This is a genomic window from Pseudomonas sp., assembly GCF_049653025.1.
Classification (GTDB): Bacteria; Pseudomonadota; Gammaproteobacteria; order Pseudomonadales; family Pseudomonadaceae; genus Aquipseudomonas.
Genome location: NZ_JBASFM010000019.1, coordinates 35767 through 48000, shown reverse-complemented (window position 1 = coordinate 48000; position 12234 = coordinate 35767). Strand labels below are relative to the sequence as shown.

The 12234-nt window shown below is 63.4% G+C and carries 13 protein-coding genes and 2 pseudogenes; 11 read left to right on the top strand and 4 right to left on the bottom strand.

Translation table 11 applies throughout. The features are described from left to right. The first annotated feature begins 91 nt into the window (after positions 1-91). From WBK23_RS16135 to WBK23_RS16085, 11 genes and pseudogenes are all read left to right on the top strand, one after another. Entirely contained in the window at positions 92-1057 is a 966-nt protein-coding gene (locus WBK23_RS16135; protein WP_424484942.1) for a YbgA family protein, read from the top strand. After that, positions 1054-1995, top strand: a complete 942-nt coding sequence (locus WBK23_RS16130; RefSeq protein WP_424484941.1) for a MerR family transcriptional regulator — start codon at positions 1054-1056, stop codon at positions 1993-1995. The genes WBK23_RS16135 and WBK23_RS16130 overlap by 4 nt, the downstream gene beginning before the upstream one ends. 14 nt (positions 1996-2009) lie before the next feature. Next, positions 2010-3449, top strand: a complete 1440-nt coding sequence (gene phrB / locus WBK23_RS16125) for a deoxyribodipyrimidine photo-lyase (protein ID WP_424485035.1) — start codon at positions 2010-2012, stop codon at positions 3447-3449. Then, positions 3446-3868: a nuclear transport factor 2 family protein gene (locus tag WBK23_RS16120; RefSeq protein ID WP_424484940.1), complete on the top strand. Its 423-nt coding sequence runs from the start codon at positions 3446-3448 to the stop codon at positions 3866-3868. The genes phrB and WBK23_RS16120 overlap by 4 nt, the downstream gene beginning before the upstream one ends. Further along, positions 3865-4644: an SDR family NAD(P)-dependent oxidoreductase gene (locus WBK23_RS16115; protein ID WP_424484939.1), complete on the top strand. Its 780-nt coding sequence runs from the start codon at positions 3865-3867 to the stop codon at positions 4642-4644. Before WBK23_RS16120 ends, WBK23_RS16115 begins: the two co-directional genes overlap by 4 nt. Further along, positions 4641-5585: pseudogene (locus WBK23_RS16110) on the top strand (NAD(P)/FAD-dependent oxidoreductase); the annotation flags it as partial. The gene WBK23_RS16115 and the pseudogene WBK23_RS16110, both read left to right, overlap by 4 nt. A gap of 141 nt (positions 5586-5726) precedes the next feature. Further along, a pseudogene (locus WBK23_RS16105) lies at positions 5727-6029 on the top strand (FAD-dependent oxidoreductase); the annotation flags it as partial. Positions 6030-6046: 17 nt separating this feature from the next. Beyond that, complete coding sequence (locus tag WBK23_RS16100) at positions 6047-6847, top strand: DUF1365 domain-containing protein (RefSeq protein ID WP_424485034.1); 801 nt, start codon at positions 6047-6049, stop codon at positions 6845-6847. Then, positions 6834-8108, top strand: a complete 1275-nt coding sequence (locus WBK23_RS16095; protein WP_424484938.1) for a class I SAM-dependent methyltransferase — start codon at positions 6834-6836, stop codon at positions 8106-8108. The genes WBK23_RS16100 and WBK23_RS16095 overlap by 14 nt, the downstream gene beginning before the upstream one ends. Continuing rightward, positions 8101-8634 carry a DUF2878 domain-containing protein gene (locus WBK23_RS16090; RefSeq protein WP_424484937.1) on the top strand — a complete coding sequence of 178 codons (534 nt, stop codon included), beginning with the start codon at positions 8101-8103 and terminating at the stop codon, positions 8632-8634. Before WBK23_RS16095 ends, WBK23_RS16090 begins: the two co-directional genes overlap by 8 nt. Before the next feature lie 61 nt (positions 8635-8695). Continuing rightward, on the top strand, positions 8696-9007 hold the full coding sequence (locus WBK23_RS16085) for a YkgJ family cysteine cluster protein (RefSeq protein WP_424484936.1): 312 nt from the start codon (positions 8696-8698) through the stop codon (positions 9005-9007). Between the two features lie 218 nt (positions 9008-9225). On the opposite strand, the gene WBK23_RS16080 is transcribed toward WBK23_RS16085, so the two are convergent. The 4 genes from WBK23_RS16080 to prmC form a co-directional block, all read right to left on the bottom strand. Next, complete coding sequence (locus tag WBK23_RS16080; RefSeq protein WP_424484935.1) at positions 9226-9741, bottom strand: acyloxyacyl hydrolase; 516 nt, start codon at positions 9739-9741, stop codon at positions 9226-9228. Between the two features lie 88 nt (positions 9742-9829). Next, positions 9830-10627, bottom strand: coding sequence for a glutamate racemase (gene murI / locus WBK23_RS16075; protein ID WP_424484934.1), 798 nt, complete (start codon positions 10625-10627; stop codon positions 9830-9832). Then, the gene (locus WBK23_RS16070; protein ID WP_424485033.1) at positions 10620-11378 is read right to left on the bottom strand and encodes a molybdopterin-synthase adenylyltransferase MoeB; all 759 of its coding nucleotides are present in this window, start codon (positions 11376-11378) and stop codon (positions 10620-10622) included. Before WBK23_RS16070 ends, murI begins: the two co-directional genes overlap by 8 nt. A 19-nt stretch (positions 11379-11397) precedes the next feature. Continuing rightward, on the bottom strand, positions 11398-12231 hold the full coding sequence (gene prmC, locus WBK23_RS16065; protein WP_424484933.1) for a peptide chain release factor N(5)-glutamine methyltransferase: 834 nt from the start codon (positions 12229-12231) through the stop codon (positions 11398-11400). Positions 12232-12234 lie beyond the last annotated feature (3 nt).

The following is a 12234-nucleotide window of genomic DNA, read 5'->3' as shown; positions in this document are numbered from 1 at the left end:
AAACAAATTGACTTGTACAACTACAGTCCTATGATGCATACACATTGTACAGATCACGAAATCTGTACAAGTAATCATCAGAGGTCGCCCCATGCATCCAAGCGAAACCCTCGGCGGCAAACCCAAACTGGGCATCAGCGCCTGCCTGCTGGGGGCAGAGGTGCGCTACAACGGCGGCCACAAGGAGTCGCGGCTGTGCAGCCGGACCCTGAATGAGTATTTCGATTTCGTGCCGCTGTGCCCCGAAGTGGCCATTGGCATGGGTATCCCGCGCGAGCCGATCCGCCTGGTGGGCGACCCGCTCGCGCCGCGCGCCGTCGGTACGGTCAGCCGCGAAGTGGATGTCAGCGCGCCTCTGACCGCCTACGGCGAGCGCATGGCCGGCGAGCTGACGGATATCTGCGGCTACATCTTTATGCAGCAGTCGCCGTCCTGCGGGCTGCACCGGGTCAAGGTCTACCAGGACAATGGCCGCCCCAGCGAACCGGGTCGCGGCCTGTTTGCCCAGGCGTTCTGCGCCAGGCAGCCGAACCTGCCGGTGGAAGAAGATGGTCGCCTCAACGACCCGATCCTGCGCGAGAACTTTATCACCCGCGTGTTCGCCTACGCCGAGTGGCAACAGCTGCTGCGTGACGGCCTAACGCGCAAGCGCCTGATCGACTTCCACTCGCGCTACAAATACCTGCTGATGGCCACCCACCCCGCGCAGTACAAGCTGCTCGGGCGCATGCTCGGCAACCTCAACCAGCACGACATCAAAGAGCTGGCCCCGCACTATTTCAGTGAGCTGATGAGTGCGCTGAAAAGCTGCGCCACCCGCCGCACCCACAGCAACGTGCTGCAGCACCTCAGCGGCTACCTCAAGCAATCGCTAAGCAGTGAAGAGAAGCAGGAAATGCAGCAGCTGATCGGCCAGTACCGCCATGGCGTGGTGCCGTTGGTGGTGCCCATGACCCTGCTCAAGCATCACTTCCGCCGCCATCCGGACCACTACATCGCGCAGCAGGTTTACCTGCAACCGCACCCGGAAAACCTCAGCCTGCGTAATGCCCTATGAGTCTTGAGCCAATCAGCGCAGGCGCGGCCACCGACGACTACCAGGCGGCGATTGCCCAAGGATTTATGCCGATCCGCGATGTGGCGCGCATCACCGGGGTCAACGCCGTGACCCTGCGCGCCTGGGAGCGGCGTTACGGACTGATCCTGCCGCATCGCACGCCCAAGGGTCATCGCCTGTATGCGGATGAACATGTCGCGCGTATTCAGGCGATTCTCACCTGGCTTAATCGCGGCGTTGCGGTCAGCCAAGTCAAGGGCCTGCTGCGCGCTGACCAACCGGCGCTGACCGAAACCAGCTCGCAGTGGGAGGAGACGCGCCAGCACTTGCTGGAAGCCATCTGCAACCTCAACGAGCGCCGTCTGGACGACTGTTTCAACACTGCACTGGCGCTCTACCCGCCGCCTACCCTGTGCCAACAGTTGCTGCTGCCGCTGCTCGAAGAACTGGAGCTACGCTGGCGCAACCAGTTCGGTGCCCAGGCCGAGCGGGTGTTCTTCTATTCCTGGCTGCGCAGCAAGCTCGGCGCGCGGCTGTACCACAACAACCGCCAATGCAGCGGCGCACCACTGCTGCTGATCAACGTCTCCGAGCTGCCGATGGCCGCCGGCCTGTGGCTGACCGCCTGGCTGGCGAGCAGCGCCGGCTGCGCGGTGGAGGTGTTCGATTGGCCACTACCACCCACCGAGCTGGCCCTGGCGGTCGAGCATATCCAGCCGCGTGCAGTGCTGCTGTATTCCAGCCAGGCGCTGAACAGCACACAGCTGCAACGCCTGCTCGCCGGTTACGACTGCCCCTGCCTGCTGGTCGGTCAGGTGGTGCAGATCCACGCCGAAGAATTAGTCGCCATCACCGCGCAGAACGCCGAACTGAGCCTGGCCGCCGACCCACTGGCCGCGCTGCACAACCTTACCGACCTCAACCTGCTGCACAGCTGACGGAATTGAACATGCTGCAATTGATCTGGTTTCGTACCGACCTGCGCGTGCAGGACAACAACGCCCTGGCCGCCGCCATGAGCAGCGGCCCGACCGTGGCGCTGTACCTGCTCAGCCCCGGCCAGTGGCTGATGCACGATGACGCGCCGAGCAAGGTCGACTTCTGGCTGCGCAACCTCAAGGAGCTGGCCACTGAGCTGGGCAAACTCAATGTGCCGCTGCTGGTGCGCGAAGCCGATGATTGGAGCGCCGCGCCACAGGTGATTGGCGAGCTGTGCCAGCAGCTGCAGGTGCGCTGCGTGCAGGTCAACGAAGAATACGGCGTGCACGAAAGCCGTCGCGATCAGGCGGTGGCACAGGCACTCGACGGCCTTGGCGTGAACTTCCACAGCCACCTCGATCAGCTGTTCTTCAAACCTGGCAGCGTGCTGACCCAGGCCGGCAACTACTTCCAGGTCTATAGCCAGTTCCGCAAGGTCTGCTACCAGCGCCTGCACACCGCCTTACCGGCGCGGATCGCCACGCCCAAGGCGCAGGCGCCGCTGGCCATCCAAAGCGATGCCATTCCTGAGCAGGTCGCAGGCTTTGCTCTGCCCAGCGCCGAGCTGCGTGAGCTGTGGCCGGCCGGGGAAGCCGAGGCGGCGCGGCGTTTGGATGATTTTGCCGCGCAGCAAATCGAATTCTACCAAAGCGCCCGCGACTTCCCCGCCCAGCCCGGCACCAGCCAGCTGTCCGCCTACCTGGCCGCCGGGGTAATTTCGCCGCGCCAGTGCCTGCATGCGGCCTTGCAGGCCAACCAGGGCGAGTTCGACAGCGGCAATATCGGGGCCATCACCTGGATCAACGAGCTGCTCTGGCGCGAGTTCTACAAACATATTCTGGTCGGCTACCCGCGCGTTTCGATGCACCGCGCCTTCCGCGCGGAAACCGAGGCTGTGGCCTGGCGTGATGCCCCGCAGGAGCTGAAAGCCTGGCAGCAAGGCCGCACCGGCTTCCCGATCATCGATGCGGCCATGCGCCAGTTGCTGGCCACCGGCTGGATGCACAACCGCCTGCGCATGATCGTGGCGATGTTCCTGACCAAGAACCTGCTGATCGACTGGCGCGAAGGCGAGCGCTTCTTTATGCGCCACCTAATCGATGGCGACCTGGCGGCGAACAACGGCGGCTGGCAGTGGAGCTCCTCCACCGGCACCGATTCGGCCCCCTACTTCCGTATTTTCAACCCGCTGAGTCAGTCGCAGAAATTCGACCCGGACGGCCGCTTTATCCGCCAGTGGCTGCCCGAGCTGGTCGGCCTGAATAAAACCAATATCCATAACCCGGCGGCCATCGGCGGGTTGTTTGGCATCGCCGATTACCCCGCGCCGATCGTCGACCTGAGCAAGAGCCGCACCCGCGCCCTAGCGGCATTCAAGAGCCTGCCGCACTTTGCCGGCGAGGAGGTGCTGTGAGCGACTTTCTGCGCCAGTTCGCCCAGGACTTTACCGGGCTGAACACGCACAACCTCGACCGCCTGAGCCTGCTGTACAGCGACGACGCGCTGTTCCGCGACCCGCTGCATGAGGTGCGCGGCCTGGCCAATATGCAGCGCTACTTCGCCGAGCTGTACGCCAACGTCAGTGAGCTGCGCTTCGACTTCCATGGCTTTGACCAGGTGCGCGACGGTGAAGGCTACCTGCGCTGGACCATGAGCTACCGCCACCCGCGCCTGGCGGCAGGCCAGCTGATTCGCGTGGAAGGCTGCTCGCACCTGCTCTGGCACGGCAAGGTTTACCAACACCGCGACTATTTCGACGCCGGCAGCCTGCTCTATGAGCATCTGCCCTTGCTCGGCCAGGCGATTCGCTGGCTGAAACGGAGGCTCGCATGAACGCAAGCGCACGGCGGATCTGGCTCACCGGCGCCAGCAGCGGGATCGGCGCGGCACTGGCCGAGCAGTTGTTGCAGCAGGGCCATCGCCTGGCCTTGAGCGCGCGCACGGTGGCACCACTGGAGGCGCTGGCCAAGCGCTTTCCCACTCAGGTGCTGGTGCTACCCGGCGACCTCAGCGACGCGACTCAAGTGCGCGCCATCGGCAGCCATATCGCCGAGGTCTGGGGCGCGCTGGATTGCGCCATCCTCAATGCCGGCACCTGCGAATACGTTGAAGTCAGCGCCTTCGAGGCGGCCATGGTCGAACGGGTGATGCGCGCCAATCTGTTCTCCGCCAGCTACTGCATCGAAGCCGCCCTGCCCTTGCTGCTTCTAGGCAAACAGGCGCAATTGGTCGGCGTAGGCAGTTCGGTGACCTACCTGCCGCTGCCGCGCGCCGAAGCCTATGGCGCGTCCAAGGCAGCCATGCGCTACCTGCTGGAAACCCTGCGCATCGACCTGCACGCCGAAGGGATTGCCGTGACCCTGGTCAGCCCGGGCTTTGTCGACACCCCACTGACACAGAAAAACGACTTCCCCATGCCCATGCGCTGGCCGGTGGACAAAGCCGCCCGTTATATCGCCGAGCGCCTGCACCAGCAGCCGTTTGAAATAAGCTTCCCCGGCGCTTTTATCGCCATTCTGAAACTGCTCGGCCACCTGCCCAAGCGCCTGCAAGTGGCGCTGGGCGCACGCATGGCCCGCAGCGAAGCCAAGACCAAGGACGCGCCATGAAGACTGCCATTATCGGCAGCGGTATCGCCGGTTTGACCAGCGCCTACCTGCTCAACCGCCGCCACGACATCACCGTCTTCGAGGCCAGTGACTGGATCGGCGGCCACACCCACACCGTGGATGTCGAGGTGGGCGGCCAGCACTATGCCGTGGACACCGGGTTTATCGTGTTCAACGACTGGACCTACCCGAACTTTATCCGCCTGCTGAAACAGCTTGGCGTGGGTTTCAAGGACACCGAGATGAGCTTCTCGGTCAGCGACCCGCGCAGTGGCGTGGAGTACAACGGGCACAACCTCAACAGCCTGTTCGCCCAGCGCCGCAACCTGATTTCACCGAAGTTCTGGGGCATGCTGCGCGACATCCTGCGCTTCAACCGTGAAGCCCTGGACGACCTCAATAACCAGCGCATCGCCGCCAACGTCACCCTCGGCGACTACCTGCGCAGCAACGGCTACAGCGAGCGCTTCACCCAGCATTACATCGTGCCCATGGGCGCGGCGATCTGGTCGATGTCGCTGCAGGACATGATCGGTTTCCCGCTGCAATTCTTCGTACGCTTCTTCAAGAACCACGGCCTGCTCTCGGTCAGTGATCGCCCGCAGTGGTGCGTGATTGAGGGTGGTTCCAGCAGCTACGTTGCGCCGCTGATCGAATCCTTCAAGCAACACATCCGCCTCAACTGCGCGGTTAGCCGGGTCGAACGTGATGCCGACGGTGTGACCCTGCACAGCGCCGCCGGAGCCGAGCGCTTCGACAAGGTGATCTTCGCCTGTCACAGCGACCAGGCCCTGGCGCTGCTGGCCGAACCCACGCGCATCGAGAAGGAAATCCTCGGCGCGCTGCCCTATGCCGACAACGATGTGGTGCTGCACACCGACACCCGCCTGCTGCCGCAACGGCCACTGGCCTGGGCCAGCTGGAACTACCGCCTGGGCGGGCCAGGCATGCCGCTGCAGGGCGTAGCGAGCGAAGGACTGGCAAGGCGAAATCAGGCGAGGAAGCGCAGTTTACTGGGTGTAAATGAGCATTCAGAGCCTGATTTCAACTCCGCCAGGCCGAGCGCAGTAGCGCTGCAGCAGCATGCCGACCAGTCGGCAGCGGTGACTTACAACATGAATATCCTGCAGGGCATTCAGAGCGACACCACCTTCTGCGTCAGCCTGAACCAGACCGCCGCCATCGACCCGAGCAAGATTCTCGCCCGCTATACCTACGCCCACCCGCAATACAGCCTGGCCGGCATGGCCGCGCAGACGCGCTGGGAAGAGTTGCTGGGGCTCAATCACAGCTACTTCTGCGGCGCGTACTGGGCCAATGGCTTCCACGAAGACGGCGTGGTCAGCGCGCTGCGCGTGGCCCGTGAATTCGGTGAGGCGCTGTAGTGAACAGCCCAACGGTAATGAACAGCGCCCTGTACAGCGGCTGGGTGCAGCACCGGCGTTTTGCGCCGCGTCTGCACAACTTCCGCTACCGCATGGGCCTGCTCTACCTCGACCTGAGCGAGCAGGAGGCCGTGCTCGCACTGTCGCCGCTGGCTGGCAGTGGCCGTTTCGCGCCCTTTGCCTTTCGCGAGAGCGATTACCTGCCGCAGTTCACCCACACGGGCATGCGTTTGATCGACGCGGTACGCCAGCGCGTCGGCGAGGCACTGGGGCGCACGCCGCTGGGGCCTATCTGTTTGCTGACCCAGCCGCGCAGCTGGGGCCTGGCGTTCAACCCGGCGAGTTTCTTCTACTGCCATAAGGCCGACGGCAGCCTGGCGGCGATTCTCTGCGAAGTCAGCAACACGCCGTTCCGTGAGCGTTACCACTACGTGCTGCCAGCCGAAGGCACGGGCCATCAGCATGTGGCTATGGCCAAGGCGTTTCACGTCTCGCCGTTTCTGCCGCGCGACCTGGAATACCGCATGAGTTTCAGCCCGGCCGGCGAGCGCCTGGGCATTCATATGGCCGACTGGCAGGCGGACGAAAAGGTCTTCGACGCCAGCCTCAGCCTGCAGCGCACCCCGCTTACCCGCGCCAGTCTGCACCGCTACCTGATCGATTTCCCCTGGATGACCGGCAAAACCGTTGTCGCCATCTACTGGCAGGCGCTGCGCCTGCTGCTCAAACGTATCCCCCTGTTCACCCACCGGGCCGCTGAAGGTGATTTCCGCGTCGCCCGCACCGCAGCAAAGGAAGTCCCCCATGAAGAGTCCTAACCTTGTTTCAGCCAAGGAAAGCGTGCGCGCCGGCAGCGGCATCGGTGCCAGCCTGTTGCGCCGCGCGGTGCTGCGTCAGCTCAAACAGCTGCGCCACGGCCAACTGGTGATCGTTGAAGGTGACGAACGCCTGGAGTTCGGCGATGCCCACTCCAGCCTGTGCGCCGAGATCCAGGTGCAGGATTGCGCAGTCTGGGGCCTGGTGGCGGGCAATGGCTCGATCGGCTCGGGCGAGGCCTATATCCATGGTTACTGGACGACCCCGGACCTGACCGCGGTGATCCGCGTGTTTGTCAGCAACCTCGACGTGCTGGACGCCATGGAGCGCGGCCTGGCCCAGCTTGGGCGGCCGCTGATCCAGGGCCTGCACTGGCTCAACCGCAACACCCGCAAGGGCTCACGCAAGAACATCTCGGCACATTACGACCTGGGCAACGACCTGTTCGAGCAGTTCCTCGACCCGACCATGATGTACTCGGCGGCGATGTTCCAAAGCGCCGACGACAGCCTGGAGCAGGCGCAGCTGCACAAGCTCGAACGCATCTGCCAGAAGCTCGCCCTCAAGCCCAGCGACCACCTGCTGGAAATCGGCACCGGCTGGGGCAGCATGGCGATCTACGCCGCTACTCATTACGGCTGCAAGGTCACCACCACCACGTTGTCCAAGGAGCAGTTCGTCTACACCCAGCAGCGCATTGCCGAGCAGGGTCTGCAAGGGCAGATCACCCTGCTGCTGGAGGATTACCGCGACCTCGCCGGTCAGTTCGACAAGCTGGTGTCGATCGAGATGATCGAGGCAGTCGGCCATCGATTCCTGCCCACCTATTTCGAGCAATGCGCCAGCCTGCTCAAACCCGACGGGCTGATGCTGCTGCAGGCCATCACCATCCGCGACCAGCGCTATGAGCAGGCGAAATCGGCTGTGGACTTTATCCAGCGCTATATCTTCCCCGGCGGTGCGCTGCCCTCGGTGAACAAGATGCTGGGAATCGTCACCGCCAAGACCGACATGACCCTGCACCATATGGAGGATTTCGGCCTGCACTACGCGCGCACCCTGCGCCTGTGGCACAACAACCTGCGCCAGGCGCGGCACAACCTCGAACAACGCGGCTACGACGACTACTTCTACCGGCTGTGGGAGTTCTACCTGTGCTACTGCGAGGGCGGTTTTATCGAGCGCACCATCGGCACCGCGCAACTGCTGCTGGCCAAACCTGCGGCGCGCCCCGCCCCGTTACTGGCCCGGTTCGATGGCTAAGCTGATCGCCAACACCCTGCTGTTCCAGCTCGGCTGGTTCTCCTGCATCTTCGCCGGCGAGCGCCTGTGGCTGCTGCTGATCGTGGTTGCCGCAATACTCGCGGTGCATCTGCTGTGGGTCAGTAGCTGGGTGGCGGAAGGCAGGCTGCTGGTCAGCGTGCTGATCGTTGGCAGCACCCTGGACAGCCTTCTGCTCAACCTCGGCGTGTTCGACTTTGGCCAACCGCGCAGCCTGATCCCGCTGTGGCTGGCCTGCCTGTGGCTGCTGCTGGCCACCACGCTCAACCACTGCCTGGCCTGGACCGCGCAGCCCTGGTGGCGCGCCAGCCTGCTGGGCTTGATCGGCGCGCCGCTGTCCTACTACGCCGGCGCGCAACTGGCCGGCGTCAGCCTGCCCTACGGCACCTGGCCCAGCCTGCTGCTACTCGGTGCACTCTGGGCGCTGGTAATGCCGGTGCTGCACGGCTTTGCCAAGCTCTATCGTGCGCAATACGAGCAGAACCTGCGCACACCCGAATCGACCTAAGCAGAACGCCCTACGTCGGCAGCAGGCCTCGCCAAAGCAGTGATGGCGTACACTGCGCGGCATGAGCGAAAGCATTCCCCATATCCAGTTACCCAGCGAAGAAGCCGTCAGTTGCTCCAACTGCGCGGCCTGCTGCTGCCAGCTGGAAGTCATGCTGATCACCGACACCGGCGTGCCGCCACGCTATATCGACACCGACGACTGGGGCGGCGAAGTCATGCTGCGCCTGGACGACGGTTGGTGCGCGGCGCTGGACCGCAACAGCATGCGCTGCACCATCTACGAGGTGCGCCCACTGATCTGCCGCGAATTCGAAACCGCCTCGCCCGAATGCCTGGAAGAACGCAAAGGCATGAGCAGCATCTACCGCTAAGCGCGCCTTACTGCCGATACAAAAAATCGTCGGGAACGGCTTTTAACATCGCACGGCAACGGCCCGGAGGGTGGAGGCAAGGAGTGGCGGGCCATCAAAAATCGTCAGGAACGATTTTTAACGTCGCGTAGCGACGGCCCCAAAGGGGTGGCCGCCATGGATGGCAGGCCATAAAAAAACCGGATCGCAATCCGGTTTCTTGTTAACGCCACAAACCGCTAGAAGCTTATGCGGTAATGCAGGCTGTAACTCTCAACCCCATCATTGGGCTGCTTAATCCCGGCGTTTGAATAGTGCAGTGCGCGCACGCCCACTTCCTGGCCAGAGAAACGCACGCCGAACCCGATGCGGTCTTCAAACTGGAAGGACGAAGCCAGGTCGTTGTCTTCCAGCTCGGTGCTGGAAAATGCGGCCACACCGATGCCCGCCTCGATATAGGGCTTAAAGCGCTCACCGGCAAATTCGTAGACGAACACCGGGGTCAGTGACAGGCTGTGATTGCTGGCGGTTTCGTCACCGTCCCAGTAGGTATACGCAGCATCCCAGTAACCGGTCAGGCGACCGACATCACTGGCAAACCAGCTGCGGTTGAAATCGAACTGCGTGCCCAGGCGATAGGTCATGGTCGAGTCGCCTGTCTGGCCAACCGCGACACTCAGATCTGCTGCCTGCAATGCACTCACTTGCCCCAACGCTAAGGCCGCAAACGCAGCCAAGGTAACGATTTTGCTCATGGTAATAATCCTTATCCACCCATTTAAAGCGACATGACGCTAAGGCAGAGTATAGAAATATTTAGCCGTTACGAAAGCCGACTTACTGCTAAGTCGTGTCGGGCAGGCCACTGACCGTGGCCGCCTCACCCCAGAGCAACGGCAGCACCTGCTGCATCGCCAATGGCGCAGCACTTGACCAGAATTGCGTCGGTTGCGCTGGCCCAGCGGCGCGCAGATCACGCGCCTCCAGCAGCCGCTGCAACTGCCGGGCAACCGCAGCGCCGGTATCGATCAGGCTGACCGACTCGGGCACCAGGGTGCGCAGCAGCGGCTTGATAAAGGGGTAATGGGTGCAACCGAGAATCAGCGTGTCGCAGCCTTCGGCCAACAGCGGTGCGACCAAGCCCTGCAGCAATTCGCGGGTAGCAGCGCTGTCCAGCTCACCGGCCTCGATACGCTCGACCAGCCCCGGACAGGGCTGAGTAATCACCCGCACATCGCTGGCGAACCGGTCCAGCAGTGCGGCGAACTTGGCGCTTTTCAGTGTGCCGGTGGTGGCCAGCACGCCAACCACGCCGCTCTGGGTCGCTGCCGCCGCAGGCTTGACCGCCGGCTCCATGCCCACCAATGGCAGCTGCGGATACAGCTCACGCAACTCGGCCACTCCCGCCACCGTGGCGGTATTGCAGGCCAGCACCAGCGCCTTGGTGCCCTGGGCCAAAAGAAACTCAGCCAATACCCGGCAGCGCTCGCGGATAAATTCCGGGCTCTTCTCGCCGTAGGGCACATGGCCGCTGTCGGCCACATACAGCAGCGACTCATTCGGTAGCAGCGTGCGAATCTCGCGTAGCACCGACAGGCCGCCGACGCCGGAATCGAATACGCCAATCGGCGCATTACTCACCGCTGGCCACTCCACACACGCTGCAGCCCGGATCGCGCTTGACCCGCAGCTCACGGAAACGACTGCCCAAGGCATCGATCAATAGCAAGCGACCGACCAGCGGTTCGCCGAACTGCGCCAGCAGCTTCAAAGCTTCCAGTGCCTGCAGACTACCGACCAGTCCTACCAGCGGACCAACCACCCCGGCTTCGCTGCAGGTCAGCTCGGCCTCACTGCCGTGGCCGTAGATGCAGTGGTAGCAGGGGCTGTCGTCACGGCGCGGGTCGAACACCGAGAGCTGGCCTTCCAGGCGAATCGCCGCGCCGCTGACCAGCGGCACCTTGGCCGCTACACAGGCGGCATTGACCGCCTCGCGGGTGCCGAAGTTGTCCGAGCAGTCCAGCACCAGGTCCACCGCTGCCACGGCGGCGGCCAAAGAATCGCTGTCCAGGCCCTGGCGGTGAGTTTGCAGGCGCAGCTGCGGGTTGATCGCCAGCAGGCGTTTGCTTGCAGAGTCGACCTTACTCAGGCCGATGCTCGCCGTGTCGTGAGCGATCTGCCGCTGCAGATTGGTCAAATCGACCGTATCGAAGTCCGCTAGGTGCAACTCGCCAACCCCCGCGGCCGCCAGATAGAGCGCCACCGGCGAGCCCAAGCCGCCGAGGCCGATGATCAACGCGCGGCTGTTTTTCAGGCGCAGCTGGCCGTCGATGTCGATCTGTTGCAGGAGGATCTGCCGGCTATAGCGCAGCAGCTCCTCGTCATTCAGCATGTCCTGCGCACTCATGGCGTCACTCATTATCGAAGCGTCCCAGACTGATGCGCTCATGGCCGCCCAGGTCACGGCGGCTTTCCACCGCGCTAAAGCCACGCGTGCTAAGCAGCTCGCGCACCGCCGCCGCCTGATCGAAGCCATGCTCCAGCAGCAGCCAGCCGCCCGCTTCAAGATAGTCCGGTGCCTGGACAATGATCAGGCGAATATCATCCAACCCGTCCGCGCCTGCGACTAGGGCACTGCTCGGCTCGAAGCGCACATCGCCCTCAGCCAGATGGCGATCATCGGCGGCGATATAAGGCGGGTTGCTGACGATCAGCTGATAACGCTGGCCGGCCAGGGCACTAAACCAGTGGCTTTCGACGAAAGCCGAGTTATCCAACTTGAGCCGTATGCGATTGCGCTCGGCCAGGACCACCGCATCGGGTACACGATCCACACCGGTTAGTCGCCAGGCTGGGCGCTCGCTGGCCAGGGCCAGGGCAATCGCACCGGTGCCGGTACCGAGATCCAGCAGCGCAGCAGGCGTAGCTGGCAGCAGCGCGAGAACAGTTTCCACCAGCAGCTCGGTATCCGGGCGCGGAATCAGGGTATGCGCCGCGACCTCCAGATCCAGGCTCCAGAAACCTTGCTGACCGAGGATATAGGCCACCGGCTCGCCGGCCTGACGCCGAACGATTGCGGTCTGATAACGCTCAAGCTGCTCGGTCTCAAGTTCGCGCTCCGGCCAGGTGTGCAGATAGCTGCGCGACTTGCCCAGGACGTGGGCGAGCAACAACTCAGCGTCCAGCCGTGGGGTCGGCGAGTCGGGCAGTTCGGCGGTGTTAAGCAGGGTTTCGATGGTGACCATATT